Origin of the sequence: Corallococcus sp. AB011P (genome assembly GCF_003611605.1) — a bacterium.
GTDB classification, from domain to species: domain Bacteria; phylum Myxococcota; class Myxococcia; order Myxococcales; family Myxococcaceae; genus Corallococcus; species Corallococcus coralloides.
In genome coordinates this window covers 940,611-962,024 of the sequence record NZ_RAVX01000001.1, presented here as the reverse complement: position 1 = coordinate 962,024, position 21,414 = coordinate 940,611, and the positions used below count along the sequence as shown (strand labels likewise).

Genomic DNA, 21,414 nt, shown 5'->3' with positions numbered 1-21,414 from the left:
CAGGTGCTGCTGGCGCGCCCCCTGCTGGCTGGCGGCGAGCAGGAACTCGTGCCGCCGCAGGAGGAAGTGAAGCGTGCACTGTGCCGGGTGCCCATCGTCGGCATGGTGTCCGATGGGCAGCGAAGTCTATTACCTGCGGGAGGCGAAGAAGCAGTTGAAGAAGCGCGTGCGATTGGAGGCTTGTTGCCAGGGCTGGCACGGGTTTCACTTCCCGCGCATGCGCCACGTCCTCCGTTGCCTGAGCCTCGCGGGCTTTGTTCTCCTCGTCGGCTGTGGGGGTGTCCGCCAGCGGCTCGCGGAGGAGGGGTATCTGCAACAGCAGCTGTATGATTATGCCTATGACGTCCCGCTGGATTCCCTCTGGACCGAGGCGAAGGCGGTGACGGGCGTGGAGCACGGTGAAGAGCGGTCGGAGGACGGTGTCCGGGTCTTCTTCATCCCGGCCCGGCTAGGCGCCGCCGAGGGGGACTCGGCTCCACAAGCGCTTCCTGGGATCCTCATGCGTGGCTGGGAGCGCGACGGCCGTGGATACGTGCACATCTTCCACGTGCGGTACGGCGCTCCGGCCCCTCGCTTCGACGACCTCGGCGCGCGGGCCGCGGACCTGGAGCTGAAGCTGCTCGCGCGGTTCCATCCCGAGGATGCGCGGAAGTTCCAGGAGGGCGCGCGGCGAGCCGGGCAGCGCGCCCGGTAGGTCCCCTCACTCCATCTGCACGACGAGGACCTGGGGTCTGCCCGGGCGGATGTCCACCTCGTGCACCTGCTCCCGGGTTCCCATGTGGAGGGTCACGGTCTGCCTGCCCTGGGGCAGCGACAGGCGCGCCACCTGGAATTCGGCGGGGAGGCTGAGCCATCCCTGCGCCATCCGCGTGTTCACCTCGACGACGCGGCGGATGATCAGCGCCGCGCCCAGAGGAGGAACCAGCACATAGCTGGCCGCCGCGCCCAGGTTCACCGCGAGCGAGGGGGCCCGTTCGGTGTCGGCCATCGCCCCCAACGCCCCCCGGCGGATCAGCAGGTTCTCCATCGAGGTGACGGTCTCCGCCACCTGCGAACGCCCGGCCACCTCCACCCGGGCCTTCGCGTGCGACCAGCTCCGGGTGCAGACGGACCAGACCTGTGTTCCCGATCTCGGCACCAGACACCGCTCGGGAATCCAGCCTGCCTCCACGACGACCACCAGCTCTCCCGGGTCCGGGCTGACGGGCTCCGGGGGTCGTTCAACGAGGAGTGGCTCCAGCTCCAGCAGCTCCGGACGCCCCAGCCGCCGCGCTTCCGCGACGAGCCTGGGCAACAGGTGCGTCAGGGACGAGGGGGCTCCCGGAGGAGTCCCCCGGGTGATGCGCCAGGCCTCCAGGTAGTCGATGAACGCGGAGTCCTCGTTGCCCGCGAGTTCATGTGCCAGCGCGCTCACGTAGAGCCCGATGGAAAGCCGCTCCAGGTACGCGCGGAAGTCCTCGTCGAACGGCACGAACGCGAGGCTCCGCTCCAGCTCCGTCTGGTGGAGCGCTTCCAGGTGCTGCCGCAGGTGCAGGGCGTTCGTGAGTCGCGCCTCCACCGCCGCCGCCTCGGGCCTGCCCAGCTTGAGCTGATTCAGCGCGTTCAGGGCATGCAGGGTCTGGCGCTCCAGCGTTCCCATCCGCCAGGGAGCACTGCCGAAGAGTTCTTGGGACAGCGACACCGTTTCGCGCGCGTCCGCGAGCGCCGCCGCCTCGTTCAGGACTCGCGCACTCTGTTCCCACTCCCCCGCCCGGTGCAGCAGCGCACCGTCATCCACCGCGACCAGCAGCGCATCCAGCGAGGAGCGGTCGGCTTCGGCGGCCAGTTCCTTGCGCGCCTCGGTGTACCGCGCGGACTCGGCCAGGACCCGCACCTGGGCCGTCCGCTGCACATAGCTGGGCGAGCAGGCACCCAGGGCCAATAACAGCGGAACTCCCAGGCATTGGATGGCGTGGCGGATGCCCATGGTCCGGGTGAACGTATCGCACCTGGGGTGGAGGGTTCCTTCCAGAAGGGCGCACCGTGCGCCCACGGGCACGGCGCAGAACCCGTGCCTGCGGGAGGCGAGAGCTTTCCGGGTGGCGAGCGGCACACGGGCGGGTTGGCCCCAGGGCCCAGAGAGCCAAGTCCCTGCCGCGCACCTCATGGGCGGGCGGCCACGGCCAGCGTGTACCCCAAGGGGCTCAAGCCGCTTCTCCACCCGCCTGGCTCACTGCTTGAGCGGCCCCGTCCGCGGCCCTCCGCGGCACCTCCGAGCCGACCGTCGTCCCCTGGGCGGTGGGTTCGAATGGTCGGCAGCCCAGGGGGCCAAGGTCATTCGGGATTGCTGCAGGCCAGCGGAGCACCTGCCTGATTGAATTGACCGAACTGCAGGAAGGCGACCATCAGCTGGAGCGAGGTATCCATGTTCATCAGGTTCGGATACTGAGCGTTGCTGTAGGGCATGGGAAACTGGTTGTTGATGAAATAGTCGGCGTTCTCAGGGGCCTGGGTCGTGCACTGGCCCGCGAAGCCGAAGATGATGGGCAGGTTGGTCTTTGATTGCGCAACGCCCGAGGGCGGAGTGTAGGCATTGGCGTGGCATGCAATGCAGGAGGAGAGCTTGTTGTCCACCGGCCCCGCCAGGCGGTTGTTGCAGCCGAAATGTTGCGGCGTGCCAATGGACTTGTTGAGGACGCTCTGGACGATGGGCTGGCTGTCGGCCTTGGAGGTGGCGGGGGAGGACCACGGATCATTGCCCCACTGCACGCCCACGGGAACCAGACGGTCCCAGACGGTTTCGCCCTTCAGCTTGCCGTTGTAGGCAAACGTTCCGTACACCCAGCGGGTGGGGGACCTGCTGTCCACCACGGCCACATCCAGCTGGACCAGGCGGACCTCCTGCACCTGGCGCTGGCAGAGGAACCCCTTCTCCGTCTCCACGTGGCGGTCCGCCTGCCATACCGGAGAGCCTTCAAGGTAGGGGACCTCGGCGGGCGTCGCCGTGGTGAAGAGCAATTTCGCCACCAGCGTTCCACTGGGAAAGGGAAGTCCCGCTGGCTGGGGGCCGATTCCGGTGTTGGGGTTCGCGTTGATTCGCGGTGTCCCGTCGGGATTCCAGGTCTGGCCAATGGCGTAGGCGCCCCATGGGTTGTACACACCAAAGGCCCACGTCTCAAAACCCTTGGACGTCTGAGTCGTGGCAGTCAGGGGCAAGGGGTTCTGGCCCATGAACTCCCGCGTCATCTTGGGCGTCAGCGGCAGGGTCTTCTGGCCCAGCGCTTCCAGCTTGATCATGTCCGTGCGCGACAGCTTCTTCTGGCCCCGGGGCGCGGTTGAGGGCTCACCCAGGAAGTCAGAGATCTCTGCCGTACGCTCGTTGGTGAGTCCGTGAACGAACTCGCGTCCCGACTTGGGGTCATACGCCATCCACGGCATGTGGAACCAGCGTGGGGTGTTCCCCACGTTCACCTTCCAGCCCACCTTGTTGTCGAGCTGTAGATCCTGGCCCTCGCGAATGTAGGCGAGGAGCTGTCCCATGTATTCGGCCCAATCTGAATTCCACTCGGCCTGCTTGATGCCGGGTTCGCCGGAGAATGAAACATTCGGATTGGCCAGCCATGTGCAGACGGCGTTCGGGCAGACGCCGGGGTCCGTCTGCGGATAGTCGTGACTGAGCTGGAACACGGGGCCCGTCCACCCTGGAGGAGGCGCTGTTGCCGCGTCGCGCCACGCAGGTCCAGCGGCTGTATTCGCGAGCTTCGCGGCCTGGGCAGGAGGCGGCTTGACACCCGTTCGGAGGGGCGCAGCCGTCTGGGCCGGTGCCAGGGAACCAAGACATAGGACGGCCAAGGGGAGAGCAGGGCGGAGTGAGCGCAGCATGATGGAAATGGGACCCCTCGCGGATGGAGACCAGGAAGCAATGCAACACTATCTCATCCCACGCCTGGATGACAATCCAAGGCCAAATCCAGACGAGGTTGTCGGGGACCCGGGCGGCGTCGGTCGCGACCTCGCCGCCGCAGCCCCCTCTCTTTCCTTGTGCGAACTGACCATGAGAGACTTCCAGGGCGTCTGATTTGGTGTTGAGGCTCACTCAGGGAGGGAACTCATGGTCAAGTGGAACGCGGTCGTGTTTGAGTTGATGGAGCTCATCAAGGCGAACAACTGGGAAGAACATTTCGACCGGGCGATCGAGAATGCTCGCAAGAGTCGCATCCCAGAGATCGAGGACATCAAGAGCCTCAATGACTATCTGGCGTGGATCAATGATCTGCTCCACTGGGTCCCGACCGAGGACAAACCCGGTCGCGAGGTCTACAACCACCTCTGCAAGTTCCACTTCATCCTCGACCAGCACCCGGTGCTCGGGCTCCAGAACCGGGTGGTTCCGCATGAACTGGCGCCGCCGCTGACGCCGCTGTCCGCGTGGATGGTGAAGTACGCGAAGGAGATGGGCGCGTTCCTGGACACGCCGGAGTCCCTGACGCCGGAGTCGCTCAAGTCCTTCTACGATTCGCCCAGCTACAACATGAACGACTACCTGGTGCCGCATGGCGGCTGGAAGACGTTCAACCAGTTCTTCGCCCGGAACTTCAAGCCGGGCTACCGGCCCGTGGCCGCCGTGTCCGATCCGCGCGTCATCGTGTCGCCGGCCGACGCGACGTTCGCGGGACAGTGGGAGATCCGGACCGACTCCCAGGTCACGGTGAAGAACCTGCACTGGTCGATCAGCGAGCTGCTCGAAGGCAGCCCCTACAAGGACCGGTTCGTCAACGGGCTCTTCATGCACGCCTTCCTGGGCCCCAATGACTACCACCGGCAGCACGCGCCCGTTGGCGGCACCGTCCTGGAGTCCCGGGTCATTCCGGGGCAGGTCTACCTGGAGGTCGTCGCGGAGCCCGTCCCGGGCGACGCGGAAGGCAGGCACCGGCTGAAGCCCCGGCGCAACTTCGACGCCCCCGACCAGGCGGGCTACCAGTTCGCCCAGGCCCGCGGGCTGGTCGTCCTGGACACCGCCATTGGCCTCGTGGCGGTGCTGCCCATTGGCATGTGCCAGGTCTCGTCGGTGATCCTCACCGCGGAGAAGGGCGTCACGGTGCGCAAGGGAGAGGAGATCTCGTACTTCCAGTTCGGGGGCTCGGACATCATCGTGCTCTTCGAGGCGCGCAGTAACGTCAGCTTCACCGCGCAGCCCACCGTCCACTACAAGATGGGGGCTCGCATCGCGCAGGCCTTCCCCGAGACCTGAGAGGCGCGCCCATGAGCCATGAGAACACTCTCGATGCGCGCTACCGGCGGCTGTTTGGTTACCGCGCGGGGTATCTCCCCAGGGACAGGCGCAGCCTGGATGCCTGGCATCAGGACCTGAAGCACCACCTCCAAGCGAACGCGGCCGCGCCCATCCGGAGCGACGCGGTCCGCAAGCTGGCGGCGCTGCTGGAGGAGAATGCCATCCTCCGGATGGACGTGTCGGAGATGATCGCGCAGGTCCCTCCGCCCCACCATTCGATCCACACCCAGGCCGAGCTGCTTCTGGCGTTGGATCTCATCACGAAGACAGCGCCGCTCTACAACGAGGACCCCCACAAGCGGAACGCGTTCCCGATGTCCTCGTTGTTCGCCTACATGATGATGACGCCCGCGGGGTTCGCCGCGTTTCGCGACCGCGAGTTCAACCGCGCCCTCAAGGACATCCTCCAGGAGTGGTGCCAGTACCTGGACAGCCCTGAGAGCGCGCACGTCCTCAATGAGGACCGGTACGGCTGGCTGTCGCAGTTCGCCTACCAGGACATGAAGCTGTACGAGTTCGCCTTCAACCGCGCGGAGCCGCACTGGGGCTGGAAGTCCTTCAACGACTACTTCCACCGGGAGCTCCGCAAGGAGGCCCGTCCCATCGCTTCCCCGGACGACCCCAAGGTCATCGTCTCCGCCAACGACGGCAACATCGTGACGATTGCCAGGAACGTCCAGCGGACGAGCCGGTTCTGGCTCAAGGGAGAGCCCTTCTCACTCGCGGACATGTTGAACCGGAGTGAATACGTCGACCTGTTCGTGGGCGGTTACGTGTTCCAGTCCTTCCTGAGCGGGGCGAACTATCACCGCTGGCATGCACCCATCGAGGGGGTGGTGCGCGACACGCACATCGTGAATGGCTTGATGTTCAGCGAGGCGGAGTCCGCCGGCCCAGATCCCTCCGCGGGGACGCTCTCAGAGGGCTACGACGCCTGCGTCAACACCCGGGGGCTGGTGTTCATTGAAAGCCCGGACCCGCGGATCGGGATGGTGTGCGTCATGCCCATCGGAATCACGGAGATCTCGTCCGTGACGATCTCGGTGAAGAAGGGGGACCGGGTCGCGAAGGGGGATGAGCTGGGCTACTTCAGCTACGGCGGCTCGAGCTTGTGCCTGCTCTTCCAGCCGGGGGCCATCGACCACTTCACCGTGCCCGCGCCTCCGCCGCAGCTCGGTGGGGACGCGTCCAGCGGTCCGGCGATCCAGGTGAACGCGCAGATCGCCGTCGCGCGCTAGCAGGCTGTCCCTAATCAAGCCAAAGCATCATGCAGGCCAGATGGAGGACCGCCAGGTAGTTGATGGCGGTCTTCTCGTAGCGGGTGGCCACGGCGCGGAAGCGCTTGAGACGGTGGAACATGCACTCCACCTGGATGCGTAGCCGGTAGAGGGCGCGGCTGTTGCGGCGCCGGTGGTGCTTGCGCGTTGGATTCATCGCGATGACGGGCCTCATGCCCCGCTCCCGGCCGGCCTGCACAAGGTGGTCGGCGTCATAGCCGGCGTCGGCGATGAGCGCCCTGCCGTGCGCATACTGAATGAGGTGCTCGGCTTCAGTGACGTCGCCACGCTGCCCAGGCGTCAGCGTCACTTCGAGCGGCTGGCCCTGGGTGGTGCAGAGGGCGTGGACCTTGGAAGAAAAGCCTCCTCGAGAATGGCCCAGAGCATTGCATCGGCCCCCCCTTTTGCACCCGAGGCGTCCTGATGTGCCCGGATGGACGCTTGGGGGTTCGAGAATCCGATGAGCTGATGTCCCGCGACGACGCGGACGGTGTTGTCCGGCGGCGCCGGGTTCTTCGTGAGCCCGGCGCCGTTCCGCTCAACCTGCCGCACGGCGACAATCTCCCGAAGAGTCGGATGCGCCGGGACATCTCTTCCAAAACCTATACGGACAGGCCTGCACGGACGTAGCCAAAGACCTGCTCCAGGCGCCTGACGGTTTCGGGCTCCCGGGTTACATCCATGGCCAGTTTGAGGAGCGCGACCACGAAGCCATGCTGCCGTGGCTCTTTCTCCGGCCTGGGGCTCCAGGCGAGGAACCTTCGGGTGCCGCGCGACTCCTGGATGAGGCACTCCAGCGTGATGCCATCGATGCCCCCTGGCGCGGCATCCGGAATGCCCAGGGGATCGAGCTCGGCGACCGCGTCGAGAAACAAGAGTCCCCGCGCATCGGGCACCTCAGAGGTCTCGATTCCCGTGTCCGCGAAGGCGACCGTCACGAAACTGCCTTCCGTCCCAAAGGTCGCGAGGACTTCTCCCGCCTCGTGAAACGAAGGGGAGAACTGGACGTGATAGCTCGCGGTACCAGCGCTGGGTGGCGAAATTCTTGGCATCCCGGAATCACCTCTGGAACGGTGAACAGCCTCGCTCGAAGCTGAAGAGTTGCGATGGGCTCGCGTGGAATACGGGCAGGCAGCTTCACGTTGCCCACGGTTTCTCCAAGCATGCCCCCAGCTCCTTCCGACGTCTCGCCCCCCAGCGCCGTGGCCCGTCCCGTGGACTCCAGCGAACGACTGGCGGTCCTTGACGCGCTGCGCGGCTTTGCCCTGTGCGGCGTGTTCATCTCCAATGTGATGGTGTGGTTCAGCGGCAGGGTATTCCTGCCGCGAGAGCAGACCCTCGCGGCGATGAACAACGCATCGCTCGCCGACACCGTCACCTGGCAGGCGTTCTCGCTCCTCGTGGCCGGGAAGTTCATCACCCTCTTCTCGTTCCTCTTCGGCCTCGGCTTCGCGGTGCAGATGGGCCGCGCCGAGGCGCGAGGGACCTCCATCACGCCGCTCTATGTCCGGCGGCTGGGGGTGATGCTGGTGATGGGGCTCTCCCACCTGTTCCTCATCTGGTACGGCGACATCCTCAGCACCTACGCGGTGCTGGGCTTCGGCCTGCTCCTGTTCCGGGGGCGCTCGGAGCGAACGCTGCTCGTCTGCGCCCTGCTGTTCGCCCTGGGGTGGTCCGTCGTGGGCGTGGCCATCCTCAAGCTCCCGCAATTGATGGCGGATACACCGGAGGCCGGCGCTGCCATCGCCAAGGCGGCGACCGAGAAGTCCGCGGCCATCAGGGCGCAGACGCTGGCGGCCTACGCCCACGGGAGCTGGCTGGACACGACGCAGGCGACCTTCCACTTCTTCTTCCGCGACTACTTCCCGCTGCTGCTGGCCATCACGCTCTCGACGTTTGGCCGGTTCCTGCTGGGCCTGCTGGCGGGCAGGCGCCGCATCTTCCACGACGTGCCCCAGCATCTGGGGCTGTTCCGCCGGCTCCTCGGGTGGGGGCTCGTGGCTGGGGTGATTGGCAGCGGCAGCGGCCTGGTGCTGCAGCAGCTCATGCTGAAGCAGGTCTTCACCCCGGAGACGCTGCCGACGTGGGTGTCCTTCGCCATGGCGCCGCTGCGGAACCTGGGCGACCTGGGCTTCGCGGCCGTCTACGTCTCCGGCATCACCCTGCTCTTCCAGCGAGCCGCCTGGCAGCGAGCGCTGGGGCTGCTCGCGCCGGTGGGCCGCATGGCGCTGACGAACTACCTGTCACAGTCGATCCTCAGCGTGCTGTTCTTCTACGGGTTCGGCCTGGGCTTCATCACGAAGCTGGGCCCCGCGGCGTGCGTGGCGTACTGCCTGGCCGTCTTCTGCGTCCAGGGGGTGTGGAGCCACCTGTGGCTGGCGAGGTTCCGCTTCGGCCCCGCGGAGTGGGTGTGGCGGTCGCTGACGTATGGAAAGGCCCAGCCGATGCGCCGGGATGACGCCGCGAGCCAACGCACGACGGCGCCAGCGTAGCTCAAAAGGTCAGCCGCCGCCGTTCCCACCGAACTCCAGATACGAGCCATTCCAATACGAGAGTGAGTAACACGCGGCGTTGGTCTCGGTACGCCAGGCGTCAGTGACCTGGCTGCAATTGGGGCCAGAGCGGAAACGTTCAGGAAGAATGGGGGCGCATGGAATGACAAGACTGGCGCACAGGGGTCGATGCTGACCACCGGGTACAAATTCAGGACATCCCTGGAAGCGCCTGCGCTGTTCGGGCAACATGGCCAGCCTTCCCCCGCGGTCGCATCCCTGGTGCCTGATGACACGCCTTGGCCTTCCGCAGCGCCTCCTGGTGTTCGCGACCTTGATGGGAGGCGGCGTCTCGGTCGCGGAGGAGGCCCCGGTAGGCGTCGCGGTGGACCGGGCGGATGAGCCTCCGCGCAACTACGGCAACCTGCGCGCCGGGGCGTCCACCTCTGGCCGGCGACCCAGCATCTGTCTGGAGTTGTCTCCGCTGGCGCGGCTGGGCGTGGAGGCCTGCGGCACGGGTTCGGGGTTCCTCCACCGCGACCCGGAGCCGGAGATCGCCCACTTCCGCGCCAACCTGACGCTCACCTCCTTCAAGACGCGCCTCGGCTGGCTCCAGCCCCGGTTGAGCGCCGGCTTCGCCGAGCTGCAGATTGGAGAGGACAGCTCGGGCTTCGACTTCGGGGGCTCCGGCCCCACCGGCGTGGAGACCGCCGGGCCCGAGGTGGGCGCGTCCCTCCGGGCCCTGCTGCCCATCTCCTCCGGCTTCGAGTTCGTGGGGGAGCTGGGGTTCAGCGCCGCGTACTTCAACGCCGCGCCGCAGCTGATCAGACCGCAGGCCCGCTTCCAGCCGAGCGCCTCGTTCACGCTCGGCGTTGGCTTCTGAGCCGCACCATGACCCTGGCGAGCCCTGGAACGAAGCGCGCGGCGGTGGGCTGGAGCATCTGCGTCTGCGTGGTGCTGGCGGCCATCCTCGTCCCCTTCCTCCTCTTCGGCGAGCGCCTGGAGGCCGCCACTCAATCCTTCCTGGAGGCGCGTCCACCGGACTGGCAGGTGGCGCTCGTGCTGGGAGGGCTGCTGGCGGGGGACATCGTCCTGCCGGTGCCGTCCAGCCTCGTCGGCACGGCGTCCGGGGCGCTGCTGGGCTTCTGGGGCGGCCTGACGGCCTGCTGGGCGGGAATGATGGTGGGCTGTGGTTGGGGCTACCTGCTGGGCGCCAGGGGCGGCGAGGCGGCCTTGCGGCGCACCCTGGGTCCGGGGGAACTTCAGCGGCTGTCCCGCCTGGCCGAACGCCGGGGGCCCTGGTTGCTGATTGCATTGCGCGGCGTGCCAATGCTGGCGGAGTCCTCCGTCCTCTTCGCTGGCGCCAGCCGCATGCCGTTGGGGAGTTTCCTCGGGGCCTGCGCGCTCTCCAACCTGGGCGTCTGCGCCACCTACGCCGCGGTGGGTGCCTCGTCGGCGCGACTCGGGTCATTCCTGACATTGTTCGCGGGCATGGTTGTACTGCCTGGACTCGCGCTCTGGCTGGTGCGGCGCTTGATGAACTGACAGCGGACTTTACCGCCCCAGCATGAATTTCATGAAAAACCGTTTTAAGTCTGTTTAGCCCTCGACGGCTTCTCCCCCGCAGCGATTAAACTCTTGCGCCCACGCCCGGCACCTCGTCGGGCGCAACCGCATGGGGGAGACTGCCTTTGTCCGACAAACCGCGCATCCTGCTCGCCGTGGCACTTGGTGCCACGGGCCTCCTGGCCTGCCCAACAACGTCGCTCATGGATTCGGGCCCCTCCGCCCCCAAGGCGACGGCGCTCGAAGCCAATGACTGCCCGGCGGACGTGGCCTGGCTCAACAGCTCCACCCTCCCCAGCGAAGTGCCGGGGAACAAGACCCTCTGCAACTTCGAGCAGTTCATGTGGCAGAGCATGCTCGCGCTCGTCCAGCCGGCCAGCGGCAAGCCGGACATGGTGCAATTCGAGACGTGGATGCCGTCCTACGGCATCTTCATCAAGGACGGGGTACCGACGCCCTGGGGCCAGGAGCCGCCTGTCTCCTGCACCAACGCCGTGAAGCCCACGGCGGGTGGCAAGCCGCCCCGCCTCTACACCGACATCATCAAACAGGCCGGCGCGGATCAGCCGCTGATCGACCTGAAGGGCGAGTTCGTCTACTACGGCATGTCCGTCAACCAGAGCACCTACACGATGCTGACGTCCTGTCAGCTCTACCAGGCGAACTGCGCGGGACAGCTCAAGCCCGGGAACAACGGCATCGACATCATCAAGAAGTATCCGAACCTCGCGTACCCGGACACGGCCGTCGAGCTGAAGACGAGCTGGATGGTGCTCGACGAAGCGACGGCCAGCTCGGGCCTCTTCTATGTGGTTCCCGGCCTCATCCAGGTCAAGGACAGCCCCTGCCGGCAGGTGAACCTGGGACTGACCGGCATGCACATCGTGTCCAAGACGCCCAGCTTCCCGGCGATGATCTGGGCCACATTCGAGCACCGCAACAACGCGCCCGACTGCAGCAACCTCTCCGGGGCGCCTCCGCTCGGGGGCACGTGGAACTTCTACAACCCGGCCTGCACCGACTGCGTGACCAACACCTATCAGCCGGGCAAGCCCGCCCAGGTCTGCCGCATGCACCCGCAGGGGGACTCGGCCATCGGCACCTTCCCTGGCGGCGTCGACTGTAGCGTCAATCCCAATCAGTTCGCCTGTCAGGACAAGACCCGCACGATGCTCGCCGAGAGCACCCAGGCGCTCAACGCCATCAACAGCAGCGTCCAGGCGCTGATCCAGGCCAACCCCGGCCGCATCAACAAGGTCTGGGCCAACTACGAGCTCGTCGGCAACGTGTGGACCGTCAACGGCACGGTCCCGCCCTATCTGCAAGCGCAGCAGGGTTCGCTGTCCGCCGCCAATACCTCCATGGAGACCTTCGTCCAGAACGGCGTCGCGGCGATGACCAATCCCTACAGCTGCTTGAGCTGCCACGACATGTCGGGCCCCACCGGAAGCCAGAACCTGCCGCCCGCGGGCTTGAGCCACCTGTTCGACGAAGTCCAGATGCCCGGTGGGTGCACGAATGGCTCGCTTCCCGCCGCGTGCGCCCCCTACATCGGCAGCGGCAACTAGAACCCCGAGGAGACCTCCATGAGCTACCTTGATACGCCTCGCATCAACTTCTCTGGTTCGTTCCAGGCTTCGCCGGCCACCATCAACAACACGCCCAACAACTACAACCCGGCGAACTACAACGAGGACTCGCTCAAGCCCAACAACATCGAGCTCTACTGGGAGCCCAAGGGCGACAGCATCTTCGACCTGCTCGACTGCAAGGTGACCACCGTCGAGCTGCCCGGCGGCGGCAGTGATTCCCTCATGGGAGCCGGGGTGAGCTGCCTGTACATGGGGTCTCCGCCCAAGCTGGTGGACCTGGATCCCATGCAGCAGAACGGCAGTGAGATCTGGGGCTTCAACGTCATCATCGGTGACATCAGCGGCGCCAATGTCCAGGGCGTGTTCACGCCGGTTGCATTCAACGGCATCTGGATGAATTCGCAGGACCCAAACACCCCCAGGAGCTCCGCGAGCGGCTCCGCCGCCTATCAATCAACGCTCACGAACCTGAAGTGGAACGTCGGCAATTCGGCGGTCCTCCAGGCACTGCAGAAGGCGTCCCCCCACCGCCTGTCCATCCGCCTGGTGGTCAGCGCCCACAACAACGCCCCGTACCTCTTCGCCTTCAACTCCGCCACCTTCCAGGCGATGCAGGCACAGGGGGTCCCCGCCGCCATCGTGGACAAGCTCGCGATCCTCCAGGACTACGTGATGAACGTGGACGGAGATGGCAAGCCGCTGGATCCGGGTCGGGGCTACATCCCCACGCAGATGTACGTCAGCTCCCTGCTGGAGCAGTTGCTGGGCCAGGCCACGGCTCAACAGTACGGGCCCACCATCCTGGCGGTGACCCAGCAGCCCTACCATCCGTGGATCAACTACACCACCAAGGAGCCCCTGCCCCAGCAGCCGCTCTTCAACTTCAATTACGGCAAGCTCGTTGGCTCCGTGGGCCCCTGTCTGGATGACGAGCCCACCTTCGCCGTGCCCGCGCGCACCCTGGCGCAAATCCCGCACCCGCGCCCGGCCGTGAACGCGTGGTGGGCCCTGGCGCAGCTCAACCTGGACTCCACGCCCTCGTTGACGCTCGACCTGGGCAACTCATTGCCCGTCCAGTGGCCGGGCCGTTCGCTCTGGACGGAGAAACTGGGAACACTATCGCTCGCGTACTACACGGGCTCCGGTGACTCGAAGACGTATACGACCATCGTCCCGTCGATTGACTACAGCAATCCCGATTTCATCGACAAGCAGTCCGGGATGCTGGTCGTCACGAACTTTGGCGGTGTCGATCCCAAGAGCCTCGCGAACCTGCCGCTCGCGCTCCGGAGCACGACCGGCACCGGCACCGATGCCGTGACGCTGACCCTGCTGGAGGAGAACTCCGAGGGTTTGAGCCTGCGCGCGGATCAGTTCATCTACCGCATGAACCCGGGCATGCAGACCACGCCTGGCTTCCAGCTCGGGGAGACCAACACCCTCAACCTCTACGTGCGCAAGTTCGGCCGCATCGAGGGGACGGAGCAATGGAAGATCGCCCTGCACACCCTCACCCCGGCCGAAGCGGCCGACTACACCCTGAAGACCCTGGGCACGCAGGGCACCAATGGCATCAGCGAGAAGAACATCTCGACCCCCGAGAACATCCTGGCGCTCTCCCCGAATGTCGTGAGCGTCACCGGAGGCAAGGCCACCGTCACCCTCACCGCAGCGGATCCAAAGAATCCCCGGCTCTATGTGGACGGGCAGGTCTACTTCACCCGGTACACCTTCAGTCCCACGGTCGCTGACTACAAGCAGGACCCCAACGACCTGGTCAGCGTTCAGATCTACCAGCAGACCCCCATCACGGGCACGCCGACGTGGGTCAATGGGATTGGAGACATCCTGCGGCAGTACGGCATGCTCTATCCCGTCATGGGCCGCTTCCAGCTGTGGACCTATGACGGCATCATCAACAACCGCGAGAAGATCGCGCGGGTGCTCGGCCTGGACATCAGCCAGCCGCTGCACATGCCGGTGAGCCGCGACCTGTCCGCCATCAAGCTCAAGCTCATCCTGGATTGGTTCAACGCGGGCATGCCCTACGGACCCATGGGCCCTGAGGGCGGTTCGGGGACGGCCTGGGACAACCTGCCGGCGGTCAGCGGATGGGGGCCCATGACGAGCCTCCTGGTGCGCTCGGGCGACATCATCGACGCCATCCAGCCGAGCTATGGCTCCAACGCCGCGCCCTACCAGGGAGGCCCTGGCGGGAACGCGCACACGCTCGACCTCACGGACGACGGAATCGTGTCGATGACGGGCTACACGGGCACGTACTTCGGCATGACGCAGATTGCCCAGGTCACGTTCAAGACGGCGCGGGGCAAGACCTACGGCCCCTACGGGACGATGGCGAACGTGTCTGGCACGAAGCCCTACTCGCTCGTCGTGCCCACCGGCAGCGCGATCCGGTCCTTCTTCGGAACGACGGTCGTGCACTCGGGCGGCACGAAGTACATCGCCTCGCTCGGCGGCAACGTGCAGCTGCTCTGAGCGCGGGAGCGCTGCCGCCGTGACTCGCGGCGGGCCTGATGCGTGGGCCCGCCGCAGGTCTTCAACGGCAGCCCACCGCCTTGGCAATCAGCTCGGTGACGGCCTCGGGGTGGCTGATCATCGCAACGTGTGAGCTGCGGATCTCGACGGTATGGGCGCGAGCGCGCCGGGCCATGAAGCGCTCGGCCTCTGGCGGGATGGTGTTGTCGTCGCGGGCAACCATGTACCAGGACGGAATGACCTTCCACGCAGGCGGTCCGGATGGCTCATTGAAGACGGAGACCGCGGCCGGGCGCTGACTCGAGGCCCCCACCGCCGCGTCCTTCTCACGGATATCGGCCGCGAAGAGCTCCTGGAAGAAGGCGGGGTCGATGTATGCGTCGGCGTCCGAGGTTCCTCCCCCTGGGAACGGGCGCAAGATGAGGTGCTCGCCGAGCTCGGAATGGCCGCCGCCGAGAGTGTTGGCCTCCGAGATGGTCTCCCCTTGGTCGAGTGCATACGCGGCGATGTACACGAGCGCTTTCACGTTCGGGTTCCCGGTGGCCGCGTTCGTGATGATGGCTCCGCCGTAGGAGTGGCCGACCAGGACGAGGGGCCCGGTGAGGGTCCCCAGGAAGTACCGCAGGTACTCCGCATCCCCCGAGATGCTTCGCAAGGGATTCGCGAACGCGTAGGCCGTGTAGCCTTGTTTCTGCAGCCGCTTGATCACGTCGGCCCAGCCGGATGCGTCGGCGAACGCTCCGTGGACGAGGACGATGGTGGGCTTGCGTCGACAGCCGGTGCTCCATTCGTCTTCGGATGCAACGGCCTGGGAAGGAGTGACGCTGACAGCCATCAGTGCCCAGAGGGCATAGAGCAGACCCAGCCGGCATGCGTTCTGTTGGGTGAAGCGCTGAGCGTTCATCGGCCTCTCCGAATGGGCCCGCGCGTGGCGCGGGACGGCGCGGAAGGTGGGTGGCCGACACGACCGCGACAACCCAGACCGGAGTCCAGGCCTGATGACTCAGCCTGGGAAGGGATTCGACTGGGGCGCCCGGCTGGCGACACCCCGCGCCACGCGCAGCCACACCAGCGAGACCATCAGCCACGCCGCCGTGAGCGCGCTCCACGTCTGGGGCGCGCTGGCCCAGACCAGCCACAGCGTCACCGACACTCCCATCGCGAGCACCCGGACGAGCTCCAAGGGCTCGCTCCACGCCTTCGACTCCAGCATCCCGCTCCACGCGGTCGCCATCGCCCAGAGCAGCAGACTCAACGCGACCTTCTGCCAGCCTGACAGCGGCGAGGCATGGTGGCTCACCAGGAGCATGAACGGCATCGACGCGAACAACTGGAAGACGAGGTACCCACGGACGCCAGGCAGCTCCCGCGAGTGATACTTCACCTCCGCGCCCTCCTGCTTCCAGTACCCCAACACGCGAGGAGGCAGGTCCGCGGGCCGCCAGCCCGTGGGCATCACCCAGAGGCGCAGCCGGTCCCAGTGGCTCTTCGTGGCGACGGCGTCCGCGAAGAGCCGGGCCCATGCCTGGAAGTTGATGACCGTCGGGTCCCAGGTGTTCGCCGGGGTGGTCAGGCCGTAGGAGCACGGCTCGGTCTCCTCCGCGTAGGTGCCGAACATCCGGTCCCAGATGATGAGGAAGCCCGCGTAGTTCTTGTCGATGTACGCGTCGTTGCGCGCGTGGTGCACGCGGTGGTGCGACGGCGTGTTCAGCCAAGACTCCACCCACCGCGGGAGCTTGGGGATGACCCGCGTGTGGGGGATGAACTGGAGCACCAGGTGGAAGGCCACCATCGCCAGCACCGCCTCCGGCGGAAAGCCCACCAGCACCAGCGGCCAGTAGAAGAGGAACGAGAAGAGGCGCTGCGTCACGCTCGCGCGCAGGGCCACCGCGTAGTTGAGCTCCTCGGTGGAATGGTGCGGCGAATGGGCCGCCCAGCCGATGTTGGTGCGGTGCCCGAAGCGGTGGAACCAGTAGAAGAGGAAGTCGACGCCCAGGAAGAGCGCCACCAGCGACAGCGGCGACGAGGCGTCCAGCCGCCACGGCGCGAACTGGCCCAGCTGCGTGAAGAGGGGCAGCACCATCAGGGCCACCGCGACGTTGACGCACTGGTTCATCACCGCCGTGCCCATGCTCGCGATGGAGTCCTGGAAGCTGTAGTAGCCGTTGCGGCGCACCACGCACCAGGCGAACTCGGTCAGGGCCAGGACGATGACGAAGGGCGTCGCCACGGCGTAGACGTTGATGGACATGCCTCCGGTATATGTTTCCCGGAGCGGCCTGCGCCTTAACCCAGGTCAAGCCAGGGTCCTTAGAGACGTGAGATTCCCCAAGCTCTTCGAGCGCCTCGCCACGCTGGCCCCGCTTCCCCCCGAGGAGTGGGCGAAGGCCGAGGCCGTGGCGAAGGAACAGTCGCTGGCGAAGCGGGAGTTCTTCATGCGTCCGGGAGATGCGGCGGACCGGTTCGCCGTGGTGCTTCAGGGCGTCTTCCGGGGCGTGCGCGTGTCGCCACGCGGGGGCGAGTCCATCAAGGCCTTCCGCGCCGAGGGGGAGCTGATTGGCGCCTACGCGGAGATGTTGCAGCGGCGGCCTTCAATGACCGCGATTGAAGCGCTGGAGCCGAGCCGCGTGCTGGTGTTCCAGACGCGGGACTTCCAGGCGCTGGAGCAGGGCCACGTGTGCTGGGAGCGGCTGGCGCGCCGGGTGGCGGAGCAGCACTTCCTCCTCAAGGAGCGCCGCGAGCAGGAGTTCCTGGAGCTGTCCGCGGAGGAGCGGCTCGTGAACTTCTGGGAGGAACATCCCCATTTGAAGGGACGGATTCCCCAGCGCGACGTGGCGGCCTACCTCGGCATCACCGAGGTGGGGCTGAGCCGCATCATGTCGCGGCGCCGCAAGCGCACCACGTCGCCGGCGTAACGCGGACCCGCGAAGGCCAACGACACACAGTATGGGCTCAGGCCGATTGACAGGACGCTTCGTGGAAACTTGATACAACCAGAGCCAAAGTTTTCATCCATCCTCCCGCGACAGATGCAGGTTGTCTGGCGAGCATGCCCGCCTCTACGCTTGCCTGATGACCCGACTGCTCGCAGCGTTGATCCTTCTTCCTTCGATGGCCTTCGGGCAGGTGCGTGTGGACATCGACGTGAAGCTGCCTGACATCGTCTTCACGACCCCGCCGCCACTCGTCGTCGTGCAGCCCGGCGTGCAGGTGGTGGAGGACTACGACGAGGACCTCTACGTCGTGGACAATGTGTACTGGGTGCGCCGCGATGGGCGGTGGTTCCGGGCGCGCGACTACCACGGCGGCTGGGAGGTCGTGGAGGAGCGGCGAGTCCCCGTCACCGTCGTCAAGGTGCCTCCCGGCCGTTACAAGCGGTGGAAGCACCCGAAGAAGCGGGGGGCCGTGCCCGCGTCGTACCATGAGCGCGACCGCCATGATGATCACCACGGCGGTCATCACGACGACCACCACAAGGGCGGCAAGGGCAAGGGGAGGAAGAAGTAGCCCGCCTCCGGCAGGCCCCGCTACGGCCCCAACTCCTGCCCCAGGTCGAGCACGGCGAGTGCCATGACCACCAGGACCGTCCCCAGGAGCACGCCCCTGAGGATGAGTTGCGAGGGGCCCACCTCGTCCCCCACGCGTTGATGCTGCTGGGGGTCGTGCGGCAGGTAACGCACCTGGATGGAGTCTCCCTCCGCGGGCGGACGGTCCCACGGGGTGGACCGGACGCGGTAGGAGTCGTGGATCTCTTCGCCTCCCGGGAGGGGGAAGACGTACTCCACGATGTGCTCAGGATACCGTGCCCTGAGGGCCCTGCGGACGCGGATGAGCGTCCCTTGGGCGGGATGGCCCTCCGCTCGCAGCTTCTGGCTGAGCCAATACGCGTTCAACGACATCGCCATGAGCCGCAGCGGGATGCTTCCGAAGGCCACGGCGATCAGCAGCAGGAAGAAGGGGGACATGGCGCCCCCCGGCTGCAAGGAGCAGACCGCCGGCGCCTACTTCTTCGAAACGGACAGCACGAGCTTCCCGCGTCCGTGCCCCGAGTCGAGCTGTCGGTGGGCTTCGGCGACCTGCTCCAGCGGCAGCACGCGCTCGACGAGGGGACGCATCTGCTTGTTCTCGAGGCTCGGAGGCTTCCTGGCGATGATGTCCGCGCCGACGAGGGCGAGCTCCGAGTACGTGCCGTGAGGGTTCTGGAAGATCTCCGGCGTGTAGAAGACCTCGTCACCGGGCTTGAACCCGGTGACGCCGCGCCCCGCCTGTTCGATGACGCCAGAGGCGTCGTAGCCAATGACGGCGGGAAGCTGCAGCCCGGCCCATGAGCCGTCCTGGCGCAGCTTCGCGTCCACGGGGTTGGGCGGCCAGGAGTTGGAACAGGGACGTCGCGGACTTCGAACAGCGCAGGCCCGCCGACCCGCCTGGCCTCGGCGCGGGGGCCACCATCCTGCCGCACGGCAAGAGGGCTCCCCTTCCACCTATGCTGGGGCGGTGAACACATCACGACTGAAGCCGTGCGCATTCCTGGCTGTCTCCCTCTGGCTGGCATGTACGGGCCAGCTTGGCCAGGACGTTCCCGCGGAAGGCCCTCCAGATTCGGGCGTGCGTCCCCAGGACGACGCCGGGACGCAGCCCGATGCCGGGCCTGGTGACGCGGGCGTCCTGGATGCTGGCAGTCCCGATGCCGGCAGCCCTGACGCGGGGACGTCTCCCATCACGAGCGCCCGGGTCTTCTTCTCCGGACACAGCCTGCTCGACAACCCGATGCCCGACCATTTCGACGACATCGCCAGGAGTCGGGGCAAGGACTTCAACTGGAACCAGCAGATCGTGATTGGTTCACCCCTCCGCGCGCGGACCTGGGGCAGTGGCAACTGGCAGGGCTACCGCTCGGGCAAGAACCGCGTGGGCGACAGCATGAACGTCATCCAGGAGCTGTTGTCCCCCCAGACACTGGGCGCGGGGGAGAAGTACGACACCCTCCTCGTCACCGAGCGGCATGACATCCTGGGCCCCGTCCAATGGGAGGACACCATCGGTCAGCTGCGGCACTTCCATGACCGGATGGTCGCCGGGAATCCCCAATCCGTCACATACTTTTATCATACATGGCTGGACATCAACAAGTCCGACCCGTCCCAGTGGATTGAGTACGAGACGAACGCCCGGGTTGCCTGGGAATGTGTTTCATCCAAGGTGAACCTCACGTTGCAGGCCGACGGCCGGCCGGCCCGCGTGGTGTCGCTCCCAGGGAGCGCGGCGCTGGTCCACCTGGTGGAGCGGGTCATCGCGAACGAGGTGCCCGGCATCAGCGGTTCGACCTCGCAGAAGCTCAACGTGCTCTTCAGCGACAACGTCCACCTGACGTCCCTGGGATCGTATTACATGGCCTCGGTCCACCATGCGGCCGTGTTCCGGCAGTCGCCCGAAGGCGCCCAGGTGCCCTCTGGCCAGAACGCGGCGACCGTGCAGGCCCTCCAGCGCATCGCGTGGGACTTCGTGAGCGCCTATTACGCGCAGCCTGGCGCGGGGGAGCGGACGATGGAGGACTGCCGCACGCGAGTCCCCAGGGACGTCTGCCCTGGCTTCTGGACGATGCTGGGGCGCCCCGAGAACATCGAGGGCTGCCAGCGCTTCTTTGGCAACGCGACCGTGAGCCAGGGTGGAAACCCCTTCGTCTGGCCTGATCCGTACTGGCAGCCTCTGCCCGCTCCGTAGGCAAACGAAAACGGGCTGGGGGGGCGAATGGACGGCTCTCATTTCCCCTCCCATGCTCCCCATGTTAGGAGCCTCCCAATTCCGGGAGGAATTCATGCGTTCATCACAGGCATTGGGGCCGCCCCTGTGCTGGGTCTTTCTCGTCATCCTGCCGTCAGTCGGGCTGGCGGCTCCAAGCAGCGAGGTGAAGAACCATCTGGAGGCCATCGCCAGCCTCTACGAGGAGCTCGAGTTTGAAAGTGCCCTCGGCCAGCTCGCCACGGCACGGCGGCAGGTGAGCGGACCGGAAGACGACGTCGCGCTTTCACTCTGGGAAGGCCTGCTCATGGCGGAGTTGAGCCGGACGGAGGAGTCTGCCGCGGCCTTCACGGCGGCCTTGTTCCTGCGGCCGGACGCACAGCTCCCCGTGAAGGTGTCGCCCAAGGTGTCGAGCCAGTTCGAATCGCTGCGGAAGGCCGTGAAGCGCACACAACAAACGCGCCGTGGCGACCCCAAGCCCTCGCCCGCGCCGCGCCAGGCGACGGATGCACCGCGTGAAGGTTCTCCGCCGCCCACACCGCCCCGAATCGCGTCCCCCTCCAGCGTCGTGGCGGCACCGGCGCCCATCGCGCCCCCGCTCCAGGTGACCCAGGAGACGCGGACGAGCTCCTTGCGCTCCAAGGCCTATATCCCCGCGATCGCCGGTGGCGCGCTCACTGTCGCGGGTGGGATTACCTGGGCCCTGTCTCGTGGGGAGCTGTCAAAGCTTCGCAACGCGGATCCGTCCCTGTCGAACATCGCGGACATTGACCGGGCTGCGTCGCAGGGGCGAGCACTGCAAACCGCGGGCGTGGGCCTGCTGGGGGCCGGTGTACTGGGGCTGGGATTGGCGACGGGCATGTATCTGCTCGGGGCTCCGGAGAAGAACCTCGCGATGCAGATGGGGACGGATGGACGATCGGCGCTTGTGTATGGGAGGTGGCCATGAACTTGTTTCCACTGCGGGCAGTGCTGGT

The 21,414-nt window shown here is 66.4% G+C and carries 20 protein-coding genes; 12 read left to right on the top strand and 8 right to left on the bottom strand.

Annotation, left to right across the window (positions count from 1 at the left end):
• The first annotated feature begins 112 nt into the window (after positions 1 to 112).
• The gene (locus D7X30_RS41890) at positions 113 to 694 is read left to right on the top strand and encodes a hypothetical protein (protein WP_120561478.1); all 582 of its coding nucleotides are present in this window, start codon (positions 113 to 115) and stop codon (positions 692 to 694) included.
• 6 nt (positions 695 to 700) lie between these two features.
• Here D7X30_RS41890 and D7X30_RS04150 read toward each other — a convergent pair whose 3' ends face one another.
• Together D7X30_RS04150 and D7X30_RS04145 are read right to left on the bottom strand one after the other, a co-directional pair.
• Positions 701 to 1,966, bottom strand: a complete 1,266-nt coding sequence (locus D7X30_RS04150; protein ID WP_120561477.1) for a hypothetical protein — start codon at positions 1,964 to 1,966, stop codon at positions 701 to 703.
• A gap of 347 nt (positions 1,967 to 2,313) precedes the next feature.
• A complete protein-coding gene (locus D7X30_RS04145; protein ID WP_120561476.1) occupies positions 2,314 to 3,666 on the bottom strand; it encodes a hypothetical protein in 1,353 nt (450 codons plus the stop codon).
• A 424-nt stretch (positions 3,667 to 4,090) separates the two neighbouring features.
• On the opposite strand from D7X30_RS04145, the gene D7X30_RS04140 reads away from it, so the two are divergent.
• Both D7X30_RS04140 and D7X30_RS04135 read left to right on the top strand, forming a co-directional pair.
• Positions 4,091 to 5,230 carry a phosphatidylserine decarboxylase gene (locus D7X30_RS04140; RefSeq protein WP_120561475.1) on the top strand — a complete coding sequence of 380 codons (1,140 nt, stop codon included), beginning with the start codon at positions 4,091 to 4,093 and terminating at the stop codon, positions 5,228 to 5,230.
• An 11-nt stretch (positions 5,231 to 5,241) separates the two neighbouring features.
• Positions 5,242 to 6,510 carry a phosphatidylserine decarboxylase family protein gene (locus tag D7X30_RS04135; RefSeq protein ID WP_120561474.1) on the top strand — a complete coding sequence of 423 codons (1,269 nt, stop codon included), beginning with the start codon at positions 5,242 to 5,244 and terminating at the stop codon, positions 6,508 to 6,510.
• 10 nt (positions 6,511 to 6,520) lie between these two features.
• Here D7X30_RS04135 and D7X30_RS04130 read toward each other — a convergent pair whose 3' ends face one another.
• Together D7X30_RS04130 and D7X30_RS04125 are read right to left on the bottom strand one after the other, a co-directional pair.
• A complete protein-coding gene (locus D7X30_RS04130) occupies positions 6,521 to 7,006 on the bottom strand; it encodes an IS5 family transposase (protein WP_120561473.1) in 486 nt (161 codons plus the stop codon).
• Positions 7,007 to 7,151: 145 nt separating this feature from the next.
• On the bottom strand, positions 7,152 to 7,487 hold the full coding sequence (locus tag D7X30_RS04125; RefSeq protein ID WP_120561472.1) for a hypothetical protein: 336 nt from the start codon (positions 7,485 to 7,487) through the stop codon (positions 7,152 to 7,154).
• Between the two features lie 225 nt (positions 7,488 to 7,712).
• Here D7X30_RS04125 and D7X30_RS04120 point away from each other — a divergent pair, with 225 nt between their 5' ends.
• The 5 genes from D7X30_RS04120 to D7X30_RS04100 all read left to right on the top strand — a co-directional run bounded on the left by D7X30_RS04120 (position 7,713) and on the right by D7X30_RS04100 (position 14,698).
• Positions 7,713 to 9,041, top strand: a complete 1,329-nt coding sequence (locus tag D7X30_RS04120; RefSeq protein WP_120561471.1) for a DUF418 domain-containing protein — start codon at positions 7,713 to 7,715, stop codon at positions 9,039 to 9,041.
• 289 nt (positions 9,042 to 9,330) lie between these two features.
• Positions 9,331 to 9,924, top strand: a complete 594-nt coding sequence (locus tag D7X30_RS04115) for a hypothetical protein (protein ID WP_233587326.1) — start codon at positions 9,331 to 9,333, stop codon at positions 9,922 to 9,924.
• A gap of 8 nt (positions 9,925 to 9,932) precedes the next feature.
• Positions 9,933 to 10,586, top strand: a complete 654-nt coding sequence (locus D7X30_RS04110; protein ID WP_120561470.1) for a TVP38/TMEM64 family protein — start codon at positions 9,933 to 9,935, stop codon at positions 10,584 to 10,586.
• A gap of 224 nt (positions 10,587 to 10,810) precedes the next feature.
• Positions 10,811 to 12,175 (top strand): hypothetical protein, encoded by a 1,365-nt coding sequence (locus tag D7X30_RS04105; protein ID WP_147443094.1) that lies wholly within the window; start codon positions 10,811 to 10,813, stop codon positions 12,173 to 12,175.
• Between the two features lie 18 nt (positions 12,176 to 12,193).
• Positions 12,194 to 14,698: a hypothetical protein gene (locus D7X30_RS04100; RefSeq protein WP_120561468.1), complete on the top strand. Its 2,505-nt coding sequence runs from the start codon at positions 12,194 to 12,196 to the stop codon at positions 14,696 to 14,698.
• Between the two features lie 61 nt (positions 14,699 to 14,759).
• Here D7X30_RS04100 and D7X30_RS04095 read toward each other — a convergent pair whose 3' ends face one another.
• Positions 14,760 to 15,602, bottom strand: coding sequence for an alpha/beta fold hydrolase (locus D7X30_RS04095; protein WP_120561467.1), 843 nt, complete (start codon positions 15,600 to 15,602; stop codon positions 14,760 to 14,762).
• 99 nt (positions 15,603 to 15,701) lie between these two features.
• Positions 15,702 to 16,949 (bottom strand): sterol desaturase family protein, encoded by a 1,248-nt coding sequence (locus D7X30_RS04090; RefSeq protein WP_120561466.1) that lies wholly within the window; start codon positions 16,947 to 16,949, stop codon positions 15,702 to 15,704.
• A gap of 67 nt (positions 16,950 to 17,016) precedes the next feature.
• On the opposite strand from D7X30_RS04090, the gene D7X30_RS04085 reads away from it, so the two are divergent.
• Positions 17,017 to 17,613, top strand: a complete 597-nt coding sequence (locus D7X30_RS04085) for a Crp/Fnr family transcriptional regulator (protein ID WP_120561465.1) — start codon at positions 17,017 to 17,019, stop codon at positions 17,611 to 17,613.
• Between the two features lie 157 nt (positions 17,614 to 17,770).
• A complete protein-coding gene (locus D7X30_RS04080) occupies positions 17,771 to 18,205 on the top strand; it encodes a hypothetical protein (RefSeq protein WP_147443093.1) in 435 nt (144 codons plus the stop codon).
• A 20-nt stretch (positions 18,206 to 18,225) separates the two neighbouring features.
• On the opposite strand, the gene D7X30_RS04075 is transcribed toward D7X30_RS04080, so the two are convergent.
• Positions 18,226 to 18,663, bottom strand: coding sequence for a DUF3592 domain-containing protein (locus D7X30_RS04075; protein WP_120561463.1), 438 nt, complete (start codon positions 18,661 to 18,663; stop codon positions 18,226 to 18,228).
• Positions 18,664 to 18,699: 36 nt separating this feature from the next.
• The gene (locus tag D7X30_RS04070) at positions 18,700 to 19,053 is read right to left on the bottom strand and encodes a zinc-binding dehydrogenase (RefSeq protein WP_233591366.1); all 354 of its coding nucleotides are present in this window, start codon (positions 19,051 to 19,053) and stop codon (positions 18,700 to 18,702) included.
• A 250-nt stretch (positions 19,054 to 19,303) separates the two neighbouring features.
• On the opposite strand from D7X30_RS04070, the gene D7X30_RS04065 reads away from it, so the two are divergent.
• Together D7X30_RS04065 and D7X30_RS04060 are read left to right on the top strand one after the other, a co-directional pair.
• Positions 19,304 to 20,419 carry a hypothetical protein gene (locus D7X30_RS04065; protein ID WP_233591365.1) on the top strand — a complete coding sequence of 372 codons (1,116 nt, stop codon included), beginning with the start codon at positions 19,304 to 19,306 and terminating at the stop codon, positions 20,417 to 20,419.
• A 94-nt stretch (positions 20,420 to 20,513) separates the two neighbouring features.
• Entirely contained in the window at positions 20,514 to 21,386 is an 873-nt protein-coding gene (locus D7X30_RS04060; protein WP_147443092.1) for a hypothetical protein, read from the top strand.
• The last annotated feature ends 28 nt before the right edge of the window (positions 21,387 to 21,414 follow it).

Bases quoted from the DNA above. Each gene is read 5' to 3' on its own strand.
- D7X30_RS41890 (WP_120561478.1), top strand. From the start codon at position 113: ATGGGCAGCGAAGTCTATTACCTGCGGGAGGCGAAGAAGCAGTTGAAG.
- D7X30_RS04150 (WP_120561477.1), bottom strand. From the start codon at position 1,966: ATGGGCATCCGCCACGCCATCCAATGCCTGGGAGTTCCGCTGTTATTG.
- D7X30_RS04140 (WP_120561475.1), top strand. From the start codon at position 4,091: ATGGTCAAGTGGAACGCGGTCGTGTTTGAGTTGATGGAGCTCATCAAG.
- D7X30_RS04135 (WP_120561474.1), top strand. From the start codon at position 5,242: ATGAGCCATGAGAACACTCTCGATGCGCGCTACCGGCGGCTGTTTGGT.
- D7X30_RS04120 (WP_120561471.1), top strand. From the start codon at position 7,713: ATGCCCCCAGCTCCTTCCGACGTCTCGCCCCCCAGCGCCGTGGCCCGT.
- D7X30_RS04115 (WP_233587326.1), top strand. From the start codon at position 9,331: ATGACACGCCTTGGCCTTCCGCAGCGCCTCCTGGTGTTCGCGACCTTG.
- D7X30_RS04110 (WP_120561470.1), top strand. From the start codon at position 9,933: ATGACCCTGGCGAGCCCTGGAACGAAGCGCGCGGCGGTGGGCTGGAGC.
- D7X30_RS04105 (WP_147443094.1), top strand. From the start codon at position 10,811: ATGGATTCGGGCCCCTCCGCCCCCAAGGCGACGGCGCTCGAAGCCAAT.
- D7X30_RS04100 (WP_120561468.1), top strand. From the start codon at position 12,194: ATGAGCTACCTTGATACGCCTCGCATCAACTTCTCTGGTTCGTTCCAG.
- D7X30_RS04095 (WP_120561467.1), bottom strand. From the start codon at position 15,602: ATGAACGCTCAGCGCTTCACCCAACAGAACGCATGCCGGCTGGGTCTG.
- D7X30_RS04090 (WP_120561466.1), bottom strand. From the start codon at position 16,949: ATGTCCATCAACGTCTACGCCGTGGCGACGCCCTTCGTCATCGTCCTG.
- D7X30_RS04080 (WP_147443093.1), top strand. From the start codon at position 17,771: ATGACCCGACTGCTCGCAGCGTTGATCCTTCTTCCTTCGATGGCCTTC.
- D7X30_RS04075 (WP_120561463.1), bottom strand. From the start codon at position 18,663: ATGTCCCCCTTCTTCCTGCTGCTGATCGCCGTGGCCTTCGGAAGCATC.
- D7X30_RS04060 (WP_147443092.1), top strand. From the start codon at position 20,514: ATGCGTTCATCACAGGCATTGGGGCCGCCCCTGTGCTGGGTCTTTCTC.